This is a genomic window from Brevibacillus sp. MS2.2 (genome assembly GCF_013284345.1).
Taxonomy (GTDB): domain Bacteria; phylum Bacillota; class Bacilli; order Brevibacillales; family Brevibacillaceae; genus Brevibacillus; species Brevibacillus brevis_C.
Genome location: NZ_JABSUZ010000023.1, coordinates 48,353 through 70,082 on the forward strand (window position 1 = coordinate 48,353; position 21,730 = coordinate 70,082).

General features: G+C 47.2%; 20 protein-coding genes and 1 riboswitch. Of the genes, 16 read left to right on the top strand and 4 right to left on the bottom strand.

Going from position 1 to position 21,730, the window contains the following annotated elements; all coding sequences use genetic code 11:
• The first annotated feature begins 33 nt into the window (after positions 1-33).
• The 10 genes from dacB (at position 34) to HP568_RS19740 (ending at position 12,938) form a co-directional block, all read left to right on the top strand.
• A complete protein-coding gene (gene dacB, locus HP568_RS19695) occupies positions 34-2,928 on the top strand; it encodes a D-alanyl-D-alanine carboxypeptidase/D-alanyl-D-alanine endopeptidase (RefSeq protein WP_173630007.1) in 2,895 nt (964 codons plus the stop codon).
• Between the two features lie 169 nt (positions 2,929-3,097).
• Positions 3,098-4,162 (top strand): Ldh family oxidoreductase, encoded by a 1,065-nt coding sequence (locus HP568_RS19700; RefSeq protein ID WP_173630008.1) that lies wholly within the window; start codon positions 3,098-3,100, stop codon positions 4,160-4,162.
• Positions 4,163-4,246: 84 nt separating this feature from the next.
• Positions 4,247-4,639: an aspartate 1-decarboxylase gene (gene panD, locus HP568_RS19705; RefSeq protein WP_048033018.1), complete on the top strand. Its 393-nt coding sequence runs from the start codon at positions 4,247-4,249 to the stop codon at positions 4,637-4,639.
• Positions 4,640-4,677: 38 nt separating this feature from the next.
• Positions 4,678-5,370 carry a YheC/YheD family protein gene (locus tag HP568_RS19710; RefSeq protein WP_048033019.1) on the top strand — a complete coding sequence of 231 codons (693 nt, stop codon included), beginning with the start codon at positions 4,678-4,680 and terminating at the stop codon, positions 5,368-5,370.
• A 187-nt stretch (positions 5,371-5,557) separates the two neighbouring features.
• Positions 5,558-6,901, top strand: a complete 1,344-nt coding sequence (gene brnQ, locus HP568_RS19715; protein WP_048033020.1) for a branched-chain amino acid transport system II carrier protein — start codon at positions 5,558-5,560, stop codon at positions 6,899-6,901.
• Positions 6,902-7,033: 132 nt separating this feature from the next.
• Positions 7,034-8,239 carry a DUF418 domain-containing protein gene (locus HP568_RS30180; RefSeq protein ID WP_048033021.1) on the top strand — a complete coding sequence of 402 codons (1,206 nt, stop codon included), beginning with the start codon at positions 7,034-7,036 and terminating at the stop codon, positions 8,237-8,239.
• 220 nt (positions 8,240-8,459) lie between these two features.
• On the top strand, positions 8,460-9,872 hold the full coding sequence (locus HP568_RS19725) for an FMN-binding glutamate synthase family protein (protein WP_173630009.1): 1,413 nt from the start codon (positions 8,460-8,462) through the stop codon (positions 9,870-9,872).
• Between the two features lie 89 nt (positions 9,873-9,961).
• Positions 9,962-10,672 (top strand): YqjF family protein, encoded by a 711-nt coding sequence (locus HP568_RS19730; RefSeq protein WP_254551360.1) that lies wholly within the window; start codon positions 9,962-9,964, stop codon positions 10,670-10,672.
• A gap of 129 nt (positions 10,673-10,801) precedes the next feature.
• On the top strand, positions 10,802-11,977 hold the full coding sequence (locus HP568_RS19735; RefSeq protein ID WP_173630011.1) for an acyltransferase: 1,176 nt from the start codon (positions 10,802-10,804) through the stop codon (positions 11,975-11,977).
• 61 nt (positions 11,978-12,038) lie between these two features.
• On the top strand, positions 12,039-12,938 hold the full coding sequence (locus HP568_RS19740; RefSeq protein WP_173630012.1) for a DMT family transporter: 900 nt from the start codon (positions 12,039-12,041) through the stop codon (positions 12,936-12,938).
• A 135-nt stretch (positions 12,939-13,073) separates the two neighbouring features.
• Here the strand turns inward: HP568_RS19740 and HP568_RS19745 are convergent, their stop codons facing one another.
• Positions 13,074-14,381, bottom strand: a complete 1,308-nt coding sequence (locus HP568_RS19745) for an aminotransferase class I/II-fold pyridoxal phosphate-dependent enzyme (RefSeq protein ID WP_048033025.1) — start codon at positions 14,379-14,381, stop codon at positions 13,074-13,076.
• 178 nt (positions 14,382-14,559) lie between these two features.
• Here HP568_RS19745 and def point away from each other — a divergent pair, with 178 nt between their 5' ends.
• The 3 genes from def to HP568_RS19760 all read left to right on the top strand — a co-directional run bounded on the left by def (position 14,560) and on the right by HP568_RS19760 (position 16,381).
• Positions 14,560-15,111: a peptide deformylase gene (gene def / locus HP568_RS19750; RefSeq protein ID WP_048033026.1), complete on the top strand. Its 552-nt coding sequence runs from the start codon at positions 14,560-14,562 to the stop codon at positions 15,109-15,111.
• A 3-nt stretch (positions 15,112-15,114) separates the two neighbouring features.
• On the top strand, positions 15,115-16,125 hold the full coding sequence (locus tag HP568_RS19755) for a homoserine dehydrogenase (protein WP_173630013.1): 1,011 nt from the start codon (positions 15,115-15,117) through the stop codon (positions 16,123-16,125).
• Positions 16,126-16,225: 100 nt separating this feature from the next.
• Positions 16,226-16,381: a hypothetical protein gene (locus HP568_RS19760; RefSeq protein WP_173630014.1), complete on the top strand. Its 156-nt coding sequence runs from the start codon at positions 16,226-16,228 to the stop codon at positions 16,379-16,381.
• A gap of 64 nt (positions 16,382-16,445) precedes the next feature.
• On the opposite strand, the gene HP568_RS19765 is transcribed toward HP568_RS19760, so the two are convergent.
• The gene (locus HP568_RS19765; protein WP_173630015.1) at positions 16,446-17,219 is read right to left on the bottom strand and encodes a CAP domain-containing protein; all 774 of its coding nucleotides are present in this window, start codon (positions 17,217-17,219) and stop codon (positions 16,446-16,448) included.
• Between the two features lie 7 nt (positions 17,220-17,226).
• Positions 17,227-17,383, bottom strand: a riboswitch (cyclic di-AMP (ydaO/yuaA leader).
• Between the two features lie 84 nt (positions 17,384-17,467).
• Positions 17,468-17,812, bottom strand: coding sequence for a rhodanese-like domain-containing protein (locus HP568_RS19770; protein WP_254551362.1), 345 nt, complete (start codon positions 17,810-17,812; stop codon positions 17,468-17,470).
• A gap of 431 nt (positions 17,813-18,243) precedes the next feature.
• Here HP568_RS19770 and HP568_RS19775 point away from each other — a divergent pair, with 431 nt between their 5' ends.
• Positions 18,244-18,447: a cold-shock protein gene (locus tag HP568_RS19775; protein WP_007729289.1), complete on the top strand. Its 204-nt coding sequence runs from the start codon at positions 18,244-18,246 to the stop codon at positions 18,445-18,447.
• A gap of 175 nt (positions 18,448-18,622) precedes the next feature.
• Here the strand turns inward: HP568_RS19775 and HP568_RS19780 are convergent, their stop codons facing one another.
• Positions 18,623-18,994: a hypothetical protein gene (locus HP568_RS19780; protein ID WP_309142230.1), complete on the bottom strand. Its 372-nt coding sequence runs from the start codon at positions 18,992-18,994 to the stop codon at positions 18,623-18,625.
• Between the two features lie 186 nt (positions 18,995-19,180).
• Here HP568_RS19780 and HP568_RS19785 point away from each other — a divergent pair, with 186 nt between their 5' ends.
• Complete coding sequence (locus tag HP568_RS19785; RefSeq protein WP_173630017.1) at positions 19,181-19,924, top strand: 2-phosphosulfolactate phosphatase; 744 nt, start codon at positions 19,181-19,183, stop codon at positions 19,922-19,924.
• A gap of 80 nt (positions 19,925-20,004) precedes the next feature.
• Positions 20,005-21,594 (top strand): catalase, encoded by a 1,590-nt coding sequence (locus tag HP568_RS19790; protein ID WP_173630018.1) that lies wholly within the window; start codon positions 20,005-20,007, stop codon positions 21,592-21,594.
• Positions 21,595-21,730 lie beyond the last annotated feature (136 nt).

The following is a 21,730-nucleotide window of genomic DNA, read 5'->3' on the forward strand; positions in this document are numbered from 1 at the left end:
TGAAATCGCCCAGACTATGACAAGGAGGTTATCATGAATCATTTGTTTGCTTTTCGACGTGTCTGTACGTGGTTTTTCGTGTTGGCTCTCTTGTTGCAGGTAGCAGCTTCGCCTGCGCTAGCCAAGGAAGAGGCTGCTTCTTCTAGTCCTCTTGCACTCAGCATAGAAAAATTCCTCTCCGATTTGAAAAACGATGAGAATAGCAAGGGGATGTACGCTGGAATTGCGGTTTACGATCTAACCGACAAAAAGTACGTATATAAGCACAATGCCGAACGTAATTTTATCCCGGCTTCCAACATGAAGCTGTTTACGACAATTGCAGGTCTGGATAAGCTGGGGCCGGATTATCAGTGGAAGACGGAGGTGTTTGTTTCAGGAAAGGTAAATAACGGAGGCATTTTGCAAGGAGATTTGATAGTAAAAGGCTATGGCGATCCTAGCCTGACCTCAGAGGATTTGCAGCAAATGGCAAAAGCCATCAAAAATTTGGGGATCAAACGAATCAATGGAAACCTCCTTCTCGATGACAGCTATTTTGATGAGACCAGATTGGGTACGAGCTGGATGTGGGATGACGAACCGTACGGGTACAGCGCTCAGGTCAGTGGATTAGCCGTAAATAAAAACTTTACGACGCTAACCGCAACCCCTGGGAAAACCGTGAACGACGCCTCCGTCCTGACCATGAATCCGGCTACCACATACATAACAGTCACAAACCAGTTGAAAACGACAGCGGGCAAGGAGAGCAACGTGCTCGTCGAGCGTCCGCGCGGAAAAAATGAAATCATCGTATCTGGTACGATCGGGATACAAGCAGCCCCTTATGATGAAGATGTCACGATGGAAGATCCAGCTTTGTACGTGGGCGATCTATGGAAGGATCAGTTGCAGAAACAAGGGATTGCCATACATCCGAAGACAGAAGTGAAAAAAACTGTACTGCAAAGCGGAGTACCGCTCTATACCCACTTGTCCAAACCGTTGGGTGAGATCACGGTGGAGCTTAACAAGGATAGTGACAACTTCTATGCCGAGATGCTTCTAAAGACGCTGGGGGTTACCCAGAAAAGCGAGGGGAGCTTTGAAGCAGGCAGTGAAGCGGTAGCGGACGTGATGAAGCGCGCTGGCATTGAGTCAGGCTTCCGTCAGGTAGATGGCTCGGGGTTATCGAGATTTAATATGATCACCCCAGAGCAGATGATCGAAGCCCTTGTCTTTTTGCAGGAGCAAGAATATCGAACCGAACTGGAAAAATCACTCCCAATCGCAGGAGTGGACGGCACCTTGAAAAACCGCATGAAGGGAACGAGTGCGGAAAAGAATTTGTTTGCTAAGACAGGTTCGTTAAGCGGAGTCAATACCATGTCGGGTTATGTAACGGCAAAAAATGGTCATAAGCTGGCCTTTTCGATTTTGATCAACGGCATCTATAAATCGAAGTATGCGAGGGAGCTACAGGATCGAATCGGAATTTTGTTAACAACCTACCCGGATGTCGCAGCTCCGGAAGGATTCAGCCCTCCAGAGAAAAAGACGTACCCGCTCTCTTCTTTAATCGATCCCATCCTCGACACGCCGGAAGCAGCAGGTGTAACGGCTGGAATCATGGTCAAGTCGTTAGATTCAACAGATGACCCTGTTTTATACGAACGGGATGCGGACACACTGCTTACCCCAGCTTCGAATCTGAAGCTGCTGACGACTGCCACAGCATTGAACCAGCTTGGTTCGGATTACGTATTCAAAACGGAAGTGTATGGAGACGCTCCGATCCTCTCTACGGGCGTACAACAAGGCAATCTGTATGTGAAAGGATACGGTGACCCTACTTTGCACACAGAGAATGCGCTACAAGTGCAGGAAGGTGTGTCGATTGAAAAAATAGCAGGGTGGCTCAAGCAACAGGGAATCACGCGTATAAACGGGAATCTCGTGATGGATGACAGCTACTTTGACCAGCAACGGCTTGGCCTCGGCTGGGCATGGGATGACGAGAGCTACTATTACAACCCGACCATTGGGGCTCTAGCAATGAACCGTGGAACGGTCATGATCGAATTCAAGCCCGCAAACGATGCTGGCGAACGAGTGGAAATCAACGTGCTTCCCAAAACAGCGTATGTGCAAGTGATTAATGAAGCCAAGACTGTACAAAAAGGGGAAGAAAATACGTTTGCTATCCTGCGTGACCGTGGAACAAATACCATTAGACTGTCAGGGAACCTCCCGCTCGATCACGAAGGGGATTACGAGCGGGTACCTGTGGAGGAGCCAGCCAAGTACGTGGGGACCGTGCTGAAGGAAACGTTGGAGCAGCAAGGAATTGCGTTTGCTCCGAAAAGTGAAGTGCTGATCCAGCCCGTTCCTCCATCAGCAGTGAAATGGACACAATTTGAGTCACTGCCGTTGAAGGAAATCGTTCAGTATCTTAACAAGCGCAGTGACAATTACTACGCCGAAATGCTCCTCAAGTCGCTCGGAGCTGCAAAGAAAGGGAAAGGGAGCGCAGCGACTGGGGCAGAGGTCGTCATGGAAACCGTATCTTCGCTCGGCGGGAATACCACCTTCGACATGATGGATGGATCAGGATTGACGCGCTACAATCTTATTTCTGCTCGGCAGATCGCATCCGTCCTTGAGGGAATGACCAAGGAATCGACATTTGCCACTTTTGATAAATCTTTACCCATAGCGGGAATAGACGGTACGCTAAAAAACCGCTTGAAGGACACCCCCGCCGCTAATAATCTTCATGCGAAAACAGGTTCGATGACGGGTGTGAACACACTGTCGGGTTATATCACGACCAAAAGCGGGGAGAAGCTCATCGTTTCGATTATGTTTAATGGTTATGTCGAGGATGAAGAGCTGTTTACCAAGATGCAGGACCAGATCATCACAATACTGGCCAGTTATAAATAGGAGTAACACGGAAAAAGGAGCCCCAATATCGGGAGCTCCTTTTTCCGTTGGTATCGTCGGCTGAACTGGGTCAATGCCTGTAGCGGTCAAACAGCGGGTGACATATCTATATTCAGATTAGGAAGCAGGCGAAGTACAGAACAGCGATGAAGGAGGGGAAAAAGAGAAGATGCACCCTGCACTCTTTCATTGGAAGCGTTTGGAACAAGTTGTAACAGAGGTGCTTGTACAGGCAGGTGCCAGACGCAAGCATGCAAGGCTTGTCGCAGAATCTCTCGTCCATGCTGATTTGCGAGGTATTGAGTCCCATGGTTTGGCGAGGCTGCCGATTTATATCCAACGAATCGAAGCAGGCTTGATCGAATTGAACGATGAACCAGTGATATGGAAACAGGAGGGCGCAACAGCGTTGGTAGACGGCAAAAACCAGTTGGGTGCGGTAGTCGGGGTGGTGGCTTTGGAGGAAGCGATCAAATTGTCACGGCAGATGGGAATCGGGGTAGTTGGCGTTCGTCATTCCAACCACTTTGGCTCCTGTTCGTATTATGCAGAACGAGCGATCGCAGAAGGGAAAATTCTTCTTGTCCTTTCCAATGCACCCGAAGCAATAGCACCTACAGGAGGGATTCGCCCTTTTTTCGGAACAAATCCAATTGCAGTGGGAATACCGGCAGGGGAAGAGCCATCCTTTTTGTTAGATATGGCTACGAGTGTCGCTGCCAGGGGAAAAATCGCCTTAGCCGTTAAAAAAGGGGAAACAATTCCTGCCGATTGGGCCATCGATCCCACTGGGAAGGAAACGACTGATCCCGCACAAGCCTTGCTAGGTTCACTTTTGCCGATCGGAGGGGCAAAGGGTTATGGATTGGCAATGTTCATTGATATCTTGTGTGGGCTGCTAACGGGTGCAGCAACGGGACCACATGTAAAAAGCCTGTATGACAATTGGAACGATCCACAAAACGTTGGACATCTATTCTTGACGGTGGATATTGAACGATTTATGCCACTGTCCGATTTCTGCACCAATATGGATGCATACATTCGTGAAGTGAAAAGTGTGCCTACGAAAGAAGGGGTATCCGAAATTTTCATACCTGGAGAGATCGAGAGCCGAAAAAAGCAAGAACGCATGGAAAACGGTATCCCCTTTGATCCGAACGTGACGAAAGAACTCAGCCAATTATGCCGCACCTACGGGGTCGATTTGCAGGCAGCGTATTACATCCCCTAACCAGATTTCCTTTCGCAGGTGGTTTCATGGACAATCCATCCCACATAGACTAATGTCATCGGTTTGGAAAGGAGTGAACCGCCTATGCAACGACACATGTGCAAAGGAAAAATTCACAGGGCGACAGTTACGCAGGCCGAATTGGATTACGTGGGGAGTATCACAATTGACGTTGCTCTCATGGAAGCGGCAGATATCAAGCCATATGAAATCGTGCAAATAACCAGTTTGCGTAATGCCACGCGCTGGAAAACATACGCATTACCCGGAGCATCGGGTAGCGGAGTCATCTGTCTGAACGGTCCACCTGCTCATCTATTCTCGCCAGGAGATCTGGTCATTATTTTGAGTATGGGCATGTACGAAGAATCCGAGATCGAACAGCTCGTTCCCAAGGTCGTGTTTGTGGACGAACAGAATCGTATCACGAAAATAGAGGAGCATCATCTGATAAAGAATGGAGAGACACTGCCATAAAACCGCCAAACGTAGGAAAATGGGGCAAGCACAAGCACATGGTCAAAGACGAACTTTTGCAGGAGTATTTGCCCAAAACCCGCGTGTACTCTCCAGAAGAGCTATGGGAGTATGCAGAAGCGTTTACACATGTGATGCTGAAGCCTTCGGGAGGCGGCGGTGGGGCAGGAATTATTCAAGTAACGGCGCGAGGAGAAGAGCAATATTTGGTTCATAGTGGGAGTCGTCGTCGCCTCGTGGATGGGAAAGAGGCGACGATCCGATACGTGGAATCGTTGTTTCGACCAAAAACATACCTGCTCCAGCCACGTATCCCACTCGGCAGAATCAACGGCAAGCCTTTTGACGTGCGTGTCATGATCCAGCGAAAGAGCAACAAGGAGCCCTGGAAAATAACGGGGTGGTGTGCAAAGCTTGCAGGACCGGGCTATGTCGTGACAAATGTGGCTCGCAGCCGTGGGAAAGTTTTGCCCATCCAGACCGCAATCAAGCTGTCGAATATAAAAGCAGGCCCGCATCTCCTGCGTGATATCCGCATGGTAGCTGCGGCGGTAGCTAATCGTTTGGGAAGAGCCTATCCGACACTCCGGGAGATCGGTTTAGACTTAGGGATTGATGTGGATGGCAAACCATGGATTATTGAAGCCAACTTCCGACCCTCTCTTTCTCTCTTTCAAAAGCTGGAGGATAAGACCTTTTACAAACGAATTGTCTCCATGCGAAAACGATAAGAGGAAAACCACTTGTCGATGTAACAACGGTAAGATATGGCAGGTGGTTTCCCTTGTTTTTTACTTTCAATTATAGTAAGAAAAATGGTAATGATCTTACAATTACAACTATGGCGTTGCTACTAGCTAAGGGACGCAAAAGTTGATAGAATGCCTCTCAATAAGGTGGGAGGTAATATATACGTCGATGATAACCTTGTCTAAGAAAGAAATGTTGCTGGTCAGTTTTATGCTGTTTTCGATGTTTTTTGGTGCAGGGAACCTTATTTTTCCACCCTATTTGGGTCAAGAGGCAGGTACCCATGTTTGGCTGTCGATTGCAGGCTTTGTATTATCGGCTGTCGGTCTGCCCATCCTTGGGGTGATTGCTATTGCAAAGGCAGGCAGCTTTTACCAATTAGCGAGTCGTGTACATCCAAGCTTTGCTCTTATTTTTCCTATTTTGATTTATGTGTCGATTGGACCCGCACTTGCTATCCCGCGTGCTGGCAGTCTCGCGTACGAGATGGGAATGGCGCCTTTTTTGCCGGCACAAGCCGCTGATTCCACCTGGAGCCTTTTCTTCTATACGATCGTATTTTTTGGCATTGTCTTTTGGTTTAGTCTGAGTCCTTCCAAATTGATTGATCGCTTTGGGAAAATACTGACTCCTGCACTGCTGACCATGATTGCACTGATCTACATCAAGAGCTTATTTACACCACTCGGTCCAACGGGGGTACCAGCAGGAAAATATGCCACCAATCCGGTTGTGCAAGGTTTTCTGGACGGGTATTTAACGATGGATGCTTTGGCTGCACTCGTATTTGGTATCGTGATCGCCAATACGCTGCGGAGCAAGGGAATCGAAGACAAAAAGCAACTGTCTGCGAATATGATCAAAGCAGGTCTCGGAGCAGGTTTGTTGCTGACATTCATCTATGTCATTTTGGGATTGCTCGGTTCATCCGGTGCCTCTTTAGGAAGGCCGGAGAATGGCGCATTACTCTTGACAGCTATCATGAGACAGCTTTTTGGGACAAGCGGTACGCTGATTCTTGGTGTCATCTTTACCGTCGCTTGCCTTTGTGTATCGATTGGACTCGTAACTTCTTGCAGTCAATACTTTCATGGACGATTCAAAGGTTTGTCCTACAGAGGATGGGCGATTATTCTCTGTGTCCTGAGCATGGGAGTCGCAAACTTGGGACTATCGGAGATTTTAAGTGTATCTGTCCCGATTTTGGGCGCAATTTACCCGATTGCTATCGTACTCATTTTGCTGGCTTTACTAGAGCGCTGGATACCTGGGCATTCGTCTGTGTATATGACGACTGTCGCAGTTGTGACGGTTTTTGGTGTCGTGGATTTGATGAATCTTACGTTTTTTAATCAGAGCTGGAGTGATATCTTGGGTGTTCTTCCTTTTTATAAGGAAGGCGCTGGTTGGATCATGCCAGCAATATTTGCTGGTTTTGTCGGTGTTTTGCTCGATTTTCGGAAAAGGACAAACCGCACAGGAACAGGAACAACAACTTCCTCATCAAAATAAGGCAACACGTAAGGGAGGGCTTCGTTTTCGCGAAGCTCTCTTGTTATGGAAAAAAGCATGTTGTTACTTTTTTCGAGGTTCATTCGTATTAAAAGTGTTAAAGCCTAGAGCGTAGTTGAGGAGGTTCATTACGTGAAAGTAGCACCTGTTGCGGAAGGTGAGCGAATTCGGCAGCTAGATGGGATTAGAGGCTTTGCTCTCTTGGGGATCGTACTAGTGAATATGCCGTCATTTTTGTACCCCATTATGTTCTTACCAGATGCAGGACTGGTCAATACCCATTCGGAAATCGATGGTTGGATACGGCTTTTGTTTAACATGTTTATACAGACGAAGTTTTACACGATCTTCTCGTTTTTGTTTGGGGTAGGCTTTTTTCTGTTTATGCATCGTGCGGAGAGCAAACAGTTGCCATATCAAAGCCTGTTTACGCGCAGATTATTGGTGCTGCTGATTGTGGGGATGGCACACCTTGTTTTCCTCTGGTATGGCGACATTCTTCATACGTACGCCCTAGCCGGATTTCTTCTGTTGCTGTTTTACCACAGGCAAGAAAAGACGATCAAAAGATGGGCGTGGACGCTCTTGATTGGTATGCAGGCCCTATCTGCTCTGATGCTGACCGTCCCTGAGGACCTCGTTCCTGTGCCAGATCAATCACCGCTCATACAAAAAGCTATCGATGCTTATACCAATGGGTCGATGATCGAGTGGTTGCTATTCCGGGTTGCTTACGAAATTCCAGTCGTTTTCTCCCTTGAGTTCATTGTTATCCTATCTGTACTGCCGCTCTTTTTATTCGGATTTCTGGCAGCCAAGCGGGGAGTATTGGAGAGGACGGAAGAATTTATTCCAGCCATTCGCCGCGTATGGTGGCTGGCATTGGGCTTAAGTGTTGTGCTTGTACCGATGATTCCGCTTGTTCAATTTGGCATCGTAAAATTTCCTGCCTCGATCTCGATCGCCGTTCAGACATTTGTTACCTGGAGCGGTCTTAGTCTGTGCGCTTTTTACATCACGTCACTGCTGCTTCTTTATCGGAAAGAGAGCGGCAAGCGTATGTTGAAACATTTGGAACCGGTCGGCAGAATGGCGTTAAGCAACTATTTGAGCCAAACCATCATCGCTGTATTGCTTGTGCGTGTTGGACATTTGTACGGAACGTCTGGGCTGGGTCTCGGATTGGTGTTTAGCTTGGTGATCTTCACTGCGCAAATCTTCGTTAGTCGCTGGTGGCTCGCCAATTATCAGTTTGGTCCTGCCGAATGGCTTTGGCGCTGTTTGACATACGGCAAATTTGTACCAATGAAACGAAAAGGAGGAGCTCATGCGATTTGACACTCTCATGACAATTGCTGTCGTGCTTGTGATGACGTCCTGTTATTTTTATTTGTGGAAAAGGCTTTGCTCGAAAACGTCCAGTTAATCTGGGCGTTTTTTCTACCTTCAACGGTCAGGAACAGCGTAGGATAAAAGTGGCATGATTGGGGCAAAATTTTCCTATCTCATATACCTATTAACAAGCAGCAGCGCTCTTACAGTAGGAAGGAGAAAGAGGATGGCTGGCAATTGGATTTCGTTTTTGATCGGCTCCTTTGTAGGATCGATTGCTGCACTCATCGTGGTGGGACTGCTTTTGATCTGTCTTTTTCGACCTTTTGCCCAGTGGCTGCTCGCCAAGTTCATGAAGCGCCTCATGTCAGACCGCTATCCGGAAAATATTTTTGAGATGGTCTCCGCAATGACCAAAGTCAGTCCACGCTACGTTCTGGAGAACAGCTTGCGAGCAGCTTCTGGACAAGCCATCGAGCGTCCTTTCGGAAGTCCGCGTAAGTTCTTGAACTTCGATAGCTTGATATTTTCTCCTGCACAACTGGCCAAGCTGCCTTCGAGTGAGGATACCGAAGTGGATATGCAAATCACGATTGGACCCATGGCAAAAAAGCCTTTAACCTTGGACATTCCGCTCATGGTAGGGGCAATGGGATACGGTATCGGTGTAAGTGCCGATGTAAAAATCGCGATTGCAAAAGGAACGGCTGCAGTGGGGACTTTGACGAATACCGGTGAAGGCCCATTATTACCGGAAGAGAGGAAATTCGCCAAACATCTGATTCTCCAATACAACTCGGGAAAGTGGGGAAAGGAACCGGAAATTTTGCGACAGGCGGACGCCATCGAAATCCATTTTGGGCAAGGGGCGACTGCAGCTGCCGCGAGCTTTATCCCCGCTGAATATATCCAGGGAAGAGCTGCTGAAATCATGGGCGTGCAGAATGAAGAAATGATCATCATTCCTTCGCGGCAGCCGGAAGTATCGAATCCGGAAGATCTTAAGAAGCTCATAGACAAGTTGCGCGCAATAACAGACGGTGTTCCGATTGGAGTCAAAATCTGTGCCAGTGCCATACTTGAAAAAGACCTGGAGATTGCGATCCAAGCCGGTGTAGATTTTATCAGTATCGATGGTGGACAGGCGGGGACAAAAGGAGGACCTCCCATCCTGGAGGATGATTTCGGCTTGCCGACGATTTATGCATTGACCCGCGCTGTGCGCTATTTGAAGAAAAAAGGTGTGAAGGAACGAATTACCTTATTGTCTGGGGGCGGATATAACACCCCGGGTGAGTGCCTGAAAGCAATTGCTTTGGGAGCAGACGGCATATTTATGGGGACAGCTGTTTTGTGGGCGATGACCCATGATCAGGTGACAAAAGCAATACCGTGGGAACCGCCGACAGAGCTGATCACCTATCCGGGGAGCTTGAAAAACAAATTCGACCCCGATTCAGCCACGAAATACTTGGCTAACTTTTTTCTTTCGTTTGTGGATGAGATGGAAATTGCCATCCTCGCGCTGGGGAAAACATCTATTCGTGAAGTTACGGCTGCGGATCTCGTCTCACTCGATGAGATGACGAGCAAAGTGACGAAGGTTCCCCTTGCCTATCATTCATCCTCTTCCAGTTAATCAGCATGATCGACGTACGAATGGGAGGGAATCGTATCGAACAGAGGATCATCCAAATCAAGTCACCTGCACAGTATAACGGATGGACCATGACGCAGACATGGGAGCATCTACTTTTTTTACATTGGGCGGTTTCCCCAGCGTCTATCAAAGGGCTCATTCCAGAAGGACTTGAGCTCGATACTTACGATGGCAAGGCATGGATCAGTATGATCCCGTTTTTGCTGAGTGGCGTGCGTTTGCGTCGGATGCCGTCCGTACCATTCACGACGACTTTCCCTGAAATCAATGTCCGGACGTATGTGAAGGCGAAAGGGAAGACAGGCGTGTTTTTTCTTTCGCTGGACACGTCGAATCCGCTGGTAATCAAGATTGCGAAATTTTGGTACCGACTGCCGTATTATCGGGCTCAAATGACTTTTCATCACCAAGGAGATCGGATCGATTTTACCTCTCGACGTCTATCCAGTCTGCCTCAGTCTCCCATGTTCGAAGGCAGCTACCAGCCTCTCGCTGACAGATTTCTCCCCAATGAGGGAACGCTAATGCATTGGCTGACGGAGCGATACACGCTCTTTTGCAGGTGTAACAGATCAAAGCAAATGATGTATGCGGATGTGGTGCACGAGCCGTGGCAGCTACAGGAGACAGTCTTTCATATTCGTGAAAACTCGATGACCGAAAACCTGTCGATCCCACTAACAGATTCTCCGCATCTAGCACTGTATTCACGTGGGGTACAAAGTCTTATTTGGCCGATTCGAAGTCTAGCGGATCTATCTTCGGATCAAGGTGGATAATAGTGACTGATACCAGTACAAAAGGGTATCAGTCTTTTTCGATTTGAGACTTGCCAGACTGACTTTTGGTCGGTAAGATGAAAGATAGCACTTTTTTTCGTAAAAACAGGAAGGATCTGGTATTTGGTTATGGCTCGAAAAGAACGAATTGGCGAGTTGGATCTGATCCGGGCCTTTGCATTCTTGGCTGTGGTTTATCAGCATGTGATTGGTGTGTATATCCGTGAGCCGGGATTGACAGGGCAGGTGTCGATCATCTACGGAATGTTGTTTCATTTGTTAAAATTCGCGGTACCAGCATTCATTTTCATTACGGGTCTTGTTTTGTTTTACAACTACTCCGAAAAAGTAAACTATATTTCCTTCACGCGTAAACGGATAACGGAGATTTTGGTTCCGTATGGAATATGGTCGGTGGTTTACCTTTATTTGATGGAAAAGCCCTTGGGTGAGGGAGCAGCGTTCGTTTGGAATGTAAGCAAAAATTTCCTGACAGGGACATCCTCTTATCATCTGTGGTTCGTCGTGATGATTTTTCAGTTCTATCTTTTGTATCCGTTTTGGCAAAGCGTATTTGAACTTTTCCGCAGATTCGTGACCAATCGCTTCCGTCTCATTGTCGTTCTTGGAGTCAGCGGATTGGTTTATGCGGGCCTCATGTGGTTTTCAGCGCGATACATCCCGGCGCATGGTTTCCGATTCGATATGAATTGGCTTGATACGTATTTCATCAAATACCGCGATCGAAATGCGTTCTATTATTTCTATTACTTTTTGTTCGGTGGCTTGGTCGCCTGCACGTTGCCTGCATTCCGTGCCATGCTGAAAAGATACTGGCAATGGATCATCGTTTCGGTTGGTGTGCTGTACGCCGTCATTGGCTATGAACTTTTGCGTGATTCAGGGCAAGGCCAGATCAATTTAAACGTCGCGACATCCTTGAAACCTTCGATGTTCCTCTATACGATGGCTTGCTTACTGGCTGTGTACGCTCTCTGCCTATGGATGAGCAAAAAGCAGTCCAAATGGACACATTGGCTGGGACTCCTTGGGAAATATTCGTACGGAGCGTATTTGATTCATGCACTGATCTTGACGTACTTGATGAAGACTTTACGTGAGCTTCAGCTTTTTCACACGGGTGTGTGGGGAAGTATGGTAGCCTTCGTCTTGTGCTCCATTCTTTCTTTTGCTATATCATTTGGGCTGGGAAAACTGCCGTTTGGTTCCTGGCTGGTGGGGGCAGCAGAGAAAAAGACAAAAAAGATCCCGTCATCTCAAAAAGAATGGCAAAACGCAGGTTAATCGCAAGCAGTTTGGCCAGATGCAGAGAATTGTAGGAGGTTGAAGGGAGAAGCGAGTCGACATGCTGTTAGCTTACATTCAGTTAGCCTTGGCTATGGCCTTGGTCGGGGGCAATATCTCCATCGGTAAAGTTATTGTTTCTCATGTTCCTGTGTTTTTGTTTTCGGAGCTGCGCTTTTTGCTCGCGATCGTCATCCTATTGCCGCTGCTGGCTATGCGTGGGGAATGGAAAACATCTTGGAGCCGTGAGGAAGGCAAGGTCTTATTCTGGCAGTCGTTTTTCGGCGTGTTTCTGTTTAGTATTTGCATGCTGTATGGTGTTCAGTGGACGACCGCTACTGCAGCGGGTATCATTACGAGTACGGTACCTGCTTGCATCGCTTTGTTTTCGTTCTGGCTTCTCAAGGAAAAATTACACGCCAATAGCTTAGTGGCGATCGGTCTTTCAGTGGGCGGGATCGGCTTCATTACGTTCACTGGAGGCGGCGGGGAACAAAACTGGATAAGCATGCTGGGCAATTTGCTCGTATTTTTGGCGGTCGTTAGCGAGGCGCTCTTCACGATTTTCGCCAAAAGACTTTCTGGGAAAATAACTCCTTTCCAAATGACGGCCGTGATAAATGTCATCAGCTTTGTCTTGTTTCTTCCGTTTGCGATCTGGGAAAGCTTGCGGTTTGATTGGAGTGCTGTACCTGCAAATGTGTGGTGGCTTCTTGTGTACTATGCGTTTACGGCAAGCATCTTATCCTTTTTTCTCTGGTACAAAGGGGTGGAGAAGGTGGAGGCTTCCAAAGCGGGCTTGTTCACCGGAATGATGCCGATAAGCGCTGCTCTCGTCGCTGTCTTTTTCTTGAACGAAGCATTTACTTGGATGCATGGGGTGGGGATGATCCTGGTGCTCGCCTCCATTTTTATCGGTACACACCAGCCGCGGCGTATGCGTTCGTCGATTGAAAGCTAGTAGAAAAAGCATGATGGAAAGGTCTCGGAAAACCTCGCATGTAAACTTCGCGGGTTTCCGGGGCTTTTTTTGAAAGAAAACGAAAAGCGCCCTGACACGAGGTCAAGACGCTTTTTTCAAAAGAGCTAGTTACATTTATTTGGTCAATGCATTTTCCAAATCTTTTACACCGCTGTAGACTAATTCGAACAAGTCCGCAATGTTTTCTTCTTCAATGCAAGAGAAGGCAATGCGCAAGTCGGTTTGACCGAGAGCGATCGTACCGACGCCATACTGTTCCAGCAAGTGCTGGCGCAATGTTTCCGCTTCGACAGTCTTTAGCTTGAGGCACATGAAGTAGCCAGAGTTGAATGGATAGTAAGTCCACACGTCATCGTATTTACCGCTGTCGAGCACTTCCTTGGTGCGGTTGGCGCGGCCTTTCATGATATCGAATTTCTCCTGCTTCTGTGCTTTGTACTCCGGTGCAGTGATTGCTTGCAGGACGAATGTTTGGGAAGGATGCGATCCGCTGGAAAGAGTCGCGCGGATGATTCCCATAGTCTTCTGTTCCAAAGCGCTGAGCAAGTCGGTGGATGAGGAAGCATACGTAATGAAGCCAACACGGAAGCCCCATACGTAATCCTCTTTGGTAGCTCCATCTACCTTTACAGGCAGAATACGTGGGTGAACGTCGCATAGACTAGCGAAGAGAGATTCGTGCATCGAATCCTCGAAGAACAAGCCGAAGTACGCGTCATCTGTCACTGCGACAATGTTGATCCCAGCCTCAGCACCTTCTTTAAGTGCAGCAACGATTTGCTTTCCTTCCTCTGGACCTGGTGTATAGCCAGTTGGGTTATTAGGGAAGTTGAGTACGACGATGGCTTTGCCTTTGTCTTTTTGAGCGAGAATGGCATCACGCAAAGCAGCAGCATTAAATTTCATCTCGTCGTTATACAATGGATAGTAGACCATTTCCGCACCACGGCGGATCGAAAAGGTAAGCTCGTAGTTTTCCCAGTTTTTGTCTGGGATGATGACACTGTCGCCGCTGTCAGCGAACAAGTCAGATACGATACTCAGTCCATGCGTCAATGCGTTTGTAACGATTGGGTTACTAAACGTACGGTTAGCCAGTGAAGGCTGTTCCTCGATCATTTTTTTACGCCATGCTGCACGCAGCTCAGGTTTTCCTGCTGGGGGAGCATATTCGTAAATGTCTTTTGGCTGGTAAGCAGACAGATTATCCTGGATGACCTTAAGGTGCATCGGTTGACCGTTTTCCAGTGCAATCCCGATGGTTGCGTTGTACTTTTTCGCTTTTGCTTTCGCTTCTGCCGACTGGCTGAGAATCCCCTCTTTCGGGAAATAAATCAGCTTGGCGATATTGGACAGCATTTCATATACGTGTGGGTTTTCGCGTTGGATGGTTTCGTTCAGCGTTGATGCTAATGAATGCATGGTAGCCTCCCTTTTCATATACAAACATCTATCTTTACCAATAAAGATAGCGTATCTACATGCATTTGTCACCCTTGGCCAGCGGGATATTTCAGATTTTGCAAGGTTCCTTTTGACAGTGAGGACATGATTTGCTACCTTGAAATCGAAAACTGAGTAATGCGGGAGGGAGAAGGAAATGGCTGAACGCAGGATCGTTCGCCTGGGAGACCCTATCTTGCGTGAAACTTCAAAAAGAGTACCATCCATTACTCCACAGGATGAAAAGATTTTGGATGATATGGCCCAAACGATTTACGCTGCGAAGGGTCGAGCAGGTTTATCCGCGATCCAGATTGGCATTCCGAAGCGATTAGTTGTGATGGATTGCGGTAGTGGTTTGATTGAACTGATTAATCCGGTGTTAATGGAAAAATCAGGTAAGCAGATAGGGCAAGAAGCTTGTCTTTCGATACCGGGTGTTTTTGGGATCGTTCATCGGGCCAATTATGTCAAAGTTCAGACGTTGAACCGCCAAGGAGAAAAAAGGACAATCGAAGCGGAAGATTTCCTTGCTCGGTGTATTCAGCACGAGATGGACCATTTAGAAGGAATTTTGTTTATTGATCATACGGAAGAGCTCTACTCAGCAAAAACAGGAAAGAAACTGAATGGCAGGGATTTGCACCGGCTACAGGCGAAAAGCAGAAAAAATGGCGGAAATAATCGGAATAGACAACAAGGAGATTGACTCATGAAACGTTGGAATATTATGTTAACAGGCTTTGGAACAGTAGGACGTCAGGTAGCCAGATTGCTCGAGCAGCGACGGGAGCGATACCGCGAGCTTTATCAAGCGGATGTCAGACTCGTGGGAGTCGTTCGTTCAGCTTCCGGTCTCTACGATGAGAACGGAATCGATTCAGAAAAAAGGGAAGACTATGCTCATACAAAACAAACAAGGAACCCATCTTGGAACGCACTGGAATTTATCAAGTCAGCTCAAGCAGACGTGCTCATCGAGGCAGGTCCATCTGAAAAAGAGGGAGGACCCGGTCTTACTTATATTCGTCATGCATTAGAAAATGCTATACATGCAATCGCGATTTCAAAAGGTGCGCTCGTTGTCGATTATGCTGGATTAGCCGCTCTAGCCAAAAAACATGGCGTCGCGTTGAAAGTGAGTGGAGCAACAGCAGCAGCTCTACCGACAATCGATCTATTGCAGTATAACTTGGCAGGTTGTGAAATAAAACGAGTCGAAGGCATTTTTACGGGAACGACGAACTTCGTGCTTACAAAAATGATGGAAGAGGGGCTCAGTTGTGCGGAAGCAGTCGAGCTCGCTCAGAAGATGGGGATTGCCGAACCGGACCCTTCGTACGATATCGATGGTTGGGATACTGCTTCGAAGCTCACGATCTTGGCAAACGCTGCTTTTGGCATGCAAGTAAATCTGACCGATATCACACGCGCAAGTATTCGCGAAATAACCTCGTTACAAATGGAGACGTGGAAAAAGCATACGAAGATTCCCAAGCTGATCGGAAGCATCCAAAAGGAAGCGAATGGCACGCATTCTGTAGCAGTGGAGCTGTGTGCAGTGGATTATACTCATCCATTTGCTTCTGTATCAGGTACGACCAAAGCGATACGGGTTGAAACAGATGTCATGGGGGATTTATTAGTCGTTGGAGGAAAATCAGATCCTGTAGCGGCAGCAGCGGCTGCCTTAAAAGACCTTGAACATATTATTAGCAGATAGGCTCATTTGCATGTGCTTCCAATGTTCCTTAGGAATGAGCCGTTTACAACCGCGAGCATACTAGGGATGCACCACAAAAAACGGCAAGGGGGCTATACGGATGAACCAATCGTCTGATGTCAATGCCGAGCTGCAGCAAGTATCTGCTTACCCAACCAAGCAAAAAATGTATCAAAAGGACGTCGCTTTGGTAAATGAGCAGGATAGCTGCTGTTGTACCCCCAAAAAGCAGGCATCCGAAGCACAGCAGGAATAATGCCTACACGAAAAAGCCGGGTCTCGTTTAAGAGACACCGGCTTTTCGTTTCGTGCAAAGCGTTCTATCCGATAAATTCTTGTACCCAGTAACCATTTATGAAGCCTACACCGATTTTTGTGAACGCAGGGTTCATAATGTTTTGGCGGTGGCCTTCACTGTTCATCCATTGTTGCATAACTTCTTGTGGACTCTGTTGACCCATGGCGATATTCTCACCTGCAGTCGAGTACTGAATGCCATACTGCTTCATCATGTCAAATGGGGAACCGTACGTTGGGCTGTTGTGGTCAAAATAGTTGTTAGCAGACATATCTTGTGCTTTTGCCAACGCTACTTTGGACAGTGCTGCGTCCATTTCAACAGGCTTGAGACCTGCTTTTGCACGCTCTTGGTTCACCAAATCCAGGACTTGTTTCGCAAAATCACCCGTTTTTGCATCTTCAGCCTGATTTACTGGAGCGGAAGGCTGAGTGACATTCTTGCTAGGTTGTGCTGGTGCTGGTTGAACTGGAGCTTGTTGTACGGGTGCTGGTTGAAAAGATCCTGGTTGAATTGGGCATGGTTGTACAGGGGTAGCTTGTCCTTGCTTAACAGGTTGCATTGGCTGTACTGCTTGTGGTTGGCCAGGAACAAAGCCTTGCTTTTGGAAAAAGTTAAAGAACTGTTGTGCATTTGGTGCTTGTTGGAATTGTCCCATATTTTGACCCGCATTGAATTGGAATTGTCCGTTCTTCAATGGGCAGTTAGATGCTGCGGAAGCAGAAGAAGCAAACCCTGTCAAAGCCAAGCCCAGACCAAGAGTCATCGCGATTGTAACAGAACCAAAACGTTTCATAAAACAAATCTCTCCTTTTTTTGGCCTACGAGGTTAGTTGTCGGATTCGGATTGAGGAAACAACCCTACGCCAGTTCGGCGATTCACCCCAATGTGGAGTATCTCATCCACAAAAAAGTCCCCCGCACTTCCTTTTCAAGAGGAAGTCTCGGCTTATTTCGTTTGGCATGAACAACAATATCAGACAATCCCAATCGAAATAAAGGAGTAATATATGGCAAATAGCTAGAATCGTTGATAAATTAGGCTCATTTCGCTTCGTTTGATTGTTCCTTCCATGCGGTTAAGCCGCCTTCCAATGCATTTGCTTGAAAACCATGCTCACGAAGAAGAGCGGCCGCTTTTTGAGCTTTGTTACCTGTTGTACATAGGGTAACAATCTGTACATTTTTCGCAAGTTTCTCGGTTTCTTCATCGAACGGTTTGTCCTGTTCTTTCATTAAAAGATACGGGACGTTACGTGTCGATGCGTTTTCATGAACGAGGCTGCCGGAAATAAATTTTTCGGCATCGCGTACATCCAATAAAAGGACGGGCACTTTCTTTTGAAGCAATTCAGATAATTGAATGGTTGTCAAAGTATGATTTTGCAAATAAATCCCTCCCAATGCTATTGTAACAGAGTACCGCCTTCCCAGTATAAGGGTGAACGGTTGCTTTTATTGGACAACCATGGTAGAATGAGGTTGCTACTTGAAAAATTGATACCTAATCATTCATCGAGGTGTATTTGTATGCTGATGGATAACATTTTTGAATCCCCGATTCACACTGGCGCGGTCATCGGAGCCGCAAGGATGGAAGAGAGGAAGGGCTTTCATTGTTTTAGGTTTTCAAAAGGTTTAGTTTTTAATTTTGCAGTTCCGTCCTATGACATTCGTATATTGGCTGAGTAGGTAAAATTCACATATCATGAAGGCGTACCATAGCACATGATTTGGTATTTCTTCATGATATGTGAGCTTTATTTGCTTCGGTAAATATGACTAGCATATTCAAATTGAATTTTTGGAGGTTTTTTTAGATGCAAACGAACGGAACAGTAAAATGGTTTAACGCAGAAAAAGGTTTCGGTTTCATTCAAGTAGAAGGCGGAGACGATGTATTCGTACACTTCAGCGCAATCCAAGGTGACGGTTTCAAAACTTTGGACGAAGGTCAAAAAGTTCAATTCAACATCGTTCAAGGCAACCGTGGCCCACAAGCTGAGAACGTAGTAAAACTGTAAGTCTCCTTTTAAAAGAAGCTGTCCTTTCGAGGGCAGTTTTTTTTGTCGTGGTCGTTGGTCGTAGAAGCCAAAAAGGCGTTGGAATCGTCCCCAGCGCCTTTTCTTGCATGCGAATGGATTAAAAAAGGAACTATGGCCTCCCACCATAATTCCTCATTTTCTTCCTACAAGATCATTAGATACAAGTTTCGATTTCGACAGTTTGGAATTGACTGTCAAGAACTGAAAGACCAACAACTTGACCGCCGCCGATAGAAGTACGGCCATAAGTGGTGAGAAGGACATTTTCATTGTTTTCTGCTACGGTAAGGCGCACTTCATAGTGGAAAGAAGCGGGGACCAGCGCATTAAAAGCAGTGCGAGTATTCGCAGGGATAAATTGCGTGATGTCAAGCAAGGTGCTAACTGGATTCGTTTGCGTAACTGCGTTACCCCAGTTCAATACTTGCACACGTACTTCAACCTCTTCTGTGTTCAGATTTACCAGGTCGAGGTGAGCGGTGAGAGCACGGGCGAGGTTGTTTTGCAAAATACCAGTTGTTCTCACAGTATTTCTTCTTGGGCGACTGTGACTTCTTCTTTCTGTATTACCTTGATCGTCGTCGTGTTCGATTTCAGACATCCATGTTCACTCCATTCTTGTGTAATCTAGTGGGACAATAATACGATATTGTTTCTTGTCTTATTTTGTAACGGCGAACGTAAGGGTACGAGTAACTATTTTGGATAGAGGATGGTGGAGATTTTGGGAGAAGTACCTGTATGCAAACAACTAGATTACACGGCACGATTTGATTGGGGATATGAAGGGGTGGAACATGTCGGAGCTGCATCGGATATGATCGTTATTATCGATGTGCTTTCCTTCAGCACGTGTGTCGATATCGTAACGGGACGTGGAGGTATTGTCTATCCTTATCAGGTAAAGGATGAGTCAGCCCTAACATTCGCGAAACAAAAAGCGGCGCTACTCGCTGGAAAACGTGGAGAACCAATCTCCCTTTCACCCGCCTGTCTGAAAACGGTTCCAATGGGAAGTAGAATCGTATTACCCTCGCCAAACGGATCGACCTGTACCGTGTTGGCAAAGAAAACAGGGGCAAAGGTAATCGCAGCGTGCTTGCGAAATGCGTCATCCGTCGCCAAATACATACAGCAGCAGAAAGGATCTGTGACGGTCATCGCTTGCGGTGAACGGTGGGAAAATGGAGCATTGCGACCCGCTATTGAGGATATGATTGCGGCAGGTGCGTTGCTTCACGAATTGGAGGGGTATCGCTTGTCGCCAGAGGCAGAAATGGCGGTGGCAGCCTTCCGATCGGCTCAAGCTCATCTTTCCGCTTACTTGCAGAACTGTGCTTCCGGCCAAGAACTAATCAGCATGGGGTACCCGGAAGATGTCGCACTTGCAGCACAATGGAATCAGAGTGGCACGGTTCCAGTGCTTAACGATGATTTTGCTTACGAAGCGATTTAGTCTTTGCGCATAAAGAATCCCTCATTCGGTAACCATGGTTATGAACCACACATGAGAAAAACTGGACAGGGAGGATTCATATGGATGACAACAGCAAGTCCATCAACCAGTCAGAAGAAAATATCCTGACGAATCGCCAAGGCCATCCGATTACAGACAACCAGAACTTGCGGACCGTTGGAAATCGCGGGCCAACCGTTCTGGAGAATTACGACTTTCTGGAAAAAATCACACATTTTGATCGGGAGAAAACACCTGAACGTGTCGTGCATAGCCGAGGTGCCGGAGCACATGGCTATTTTGAAGCGTATGGAACCGTAGGAGATGAGCCGATTTCTACGTACACGAGGGCGAAGCTGTTTTCGGAGCGGGGGAAAAAAACGCCTGTGTTTGTACGGTTTTCTACGGTTATTCATGGCACACATTCACCCGAGACATTGCGCGATCCACGTGGGTTCGCGGTGAAGTTTTATACAGAGGACGGGAACTGGGATCTGGTTGGCAATAACCTCAAAGTTTTTTTCATTCGGGATGCGATGAAGTTTCCTGATCTTGTCCATGCGTTCAAGCCTGATCCTGTCACAAACATGCAAGACGTGGAACGGATCTTTGACTTTATCTCGAACACGCCTGAGGCCATGCATATGATCACGTTTTTGTTCTCCCCGTGGGGAATACCAGCGAACTATCGGCAAATGCAAGGCTCTGGCGTAAACACGTACAAGTGGGTAAACCACGAAGGAAAAGCGGTCCTGGTCAAATACCATTGGCAACCATTAACGCAAGGGATTAAAAATTTGACACAAAAACAGGCGGAAGAGATCCAAGGGAAAAACTTCAATCATGCCACGCAGGACTTGTATGAAGCGATTGAGCGAGGGGAATATCCGGAATGGGAAATGTGCGTCCAGATCATGAGTGATGACGATCACCCAGAGCTCGATTTTGATCCGCTTGATCCAACGAAAATATGGCCCGAAGATCAATTCCCGTTTCTTCCTGTAGGCAAAATGGTACTGAACAAAAACCCGGATAACTATTTTGCAGAGGTCGAGCAAGCAGCATTTGGGACAGGTGTTTTGGTAGATGGACTTGATTTTTCCGATGACAAGCTACTGCAAGGAAGGACCTTCTCTTACTCCGACACGCAGCGTTATCGGGTTGGCGCCAACTATTTGCAGCTTCCGGTTAACGCTCCCAGAAAGCATGTCGCTACCAACCAGGAAGGCGGTCAAATGCTGTATCATGTAGATCGGACGCAGCGGCATATTAATTATGAGCCATCGACTATTGGCGGATTGCAGGAAGCCAAGCAAGCCGCTCCCGATCATCAGCCGGAAGTGGAAGGAAAGGTCGTTCGTCAAAAGATTGATCGTACCAACGATTTCAAACAGGCGGGAGAACGTTATCGCCTCTTGGAAGACTGGGAAAGAGAAGACCTCATTGCCAATCTGACGGATGCACTCCTCTCCTGTGATCGTCGCATTCAAGAGAAAATGCTTGACTACTTCTCGCAATGTGACGAAGAGTACGGCCAGCGTTTGAAATCTGGAATCGCTCAGGGCAATGGCGGAAACAGCAAAGAGATGGGCGGACCGATGGGCGCAACGAATCCCGGAGCGGCTGTCAAGGACGCCGAACAAAAGTCTCGTCCCTCTAAGCCTTACTGATGACCCGAGTGAACCATCTAGACGAAATAAACAGCGGAGCTTTGCCGAATCCATGGTGAAGCTCTTTTTGGTATCCGTTACCATTTGACTTAACAATCAGTAGGCTAAAACGTATGGGATCGATTTGCCAAAGGAG

Coding starts and splice junctions, on each gene's coding strand:
- dacB (WP_173630007.1), top strand. CDS start 34: ATGAATCATTTGTTTGCTTTTCGACGTGTCTGTACGTGGTTTTTCGTG.
- HP568_RS19700 (WP_173630008.1), top strand. CDS start 3,098: ATGCACCCTGCACTCTTTCATTGGAAGCGTTTGGAACAAGTTGTAACA.
- panD (WP_048033018.1), top strand. CDS start 4,247: ATGCAACGACACATGTGCAAAGGAAAAATTCACAGGGCGACAGTTACG.
- HP568_RS19710 (WP_048033019.1), top strand. CDS start 4,678: ATGGTCAAAGACGAACTTTTGCAGGAGTATTTGCCCAAAACCCGCGTG.
- brnQ (WP_048033020.1), top strand. CDS start 5,558: ATGATAACCTTGTCTAAGAAAGAAATGTTGCTGGTCAGTTTTATGCTG.
- HP568_RS19725 (WP_173630009.1), top strand. CDS start 8,460: ATGGCTGGCAATTGGATTTCGTTTTTGATCGGCTCCTTTGTAGGATCG.
- HP568_RS19730 (WP_254551360.1), top strand. CDS start 9,962: ATGACGCAGACATGGGAGCATCTACTTTTTTTACATTGGGCGGTTTCC.
- HP568_RS19735 (WP_173630011.1), top strand. CDS start 10,802: ATGGCTCGAAAAGAACGAATTGGCGAGTTGGATCTGATCCGGGCCTTT.
- HP568_RS19740 (WP_173630012.1), top strand. CDS start 12,039: ATGCTGTTAGCTTACATTCAGTTAGCCTTGGCTATGGCCTTGGTCGGG.
- HP568_RS19745 (WP_048033025.1), bottom strand. CDS start 14,381: ATGCATTCATTAGCATCAACGCTGAACGAAACCATCCAACGCGAAAAC.
- def (WP_048033026.1), top strand. CDS start 14,560: ATGGCTGAACGCAGGATCGTTCGCCTGGGAGACCCTATCTTGCGTGAA.
- HP568_RS19755 (WP_173630013.1), top strand. CDS start 15,115: ATGAAACGTTGGAATATTATGTTAACAGGCTTTGGAACAGTAGGACGT.
- HP568_RS19760 (WP_173630014.1), top strand. CDS start 16,226: ATGAACCAATCGTCTGATGTCAATGCCGAGCTGCAGCAAGTATCTGCT.
- HP568_RS19765 (WP_173630015.1), bottom strand. CDS start 17,219: ATGAAACGTTTTGGTTCTGTTACAATCGCGATGACTCTTGGTCTGGGC.
- HP568_RS19775 (WP_007729289.1), top strand. CDS start 18,244: ATGCAAACGAACGGAACAGTAAAATGGTTTAACGCAGAAAAAGGTTTC.
- HP568_RS19785 (WP_173630017.1), top strand. CDS start 19,181: ATGGTGGAGATTTTGGGAGAAGTACCTGTATGCAAACAACTAGATTAC.
- HP568_RS19790 (WP_173630018.1), top strand. CDS start 20,005: ATGGATGACAACAGCAAGTCCATCAACCAGTCAGAAGAAAATATCCTG.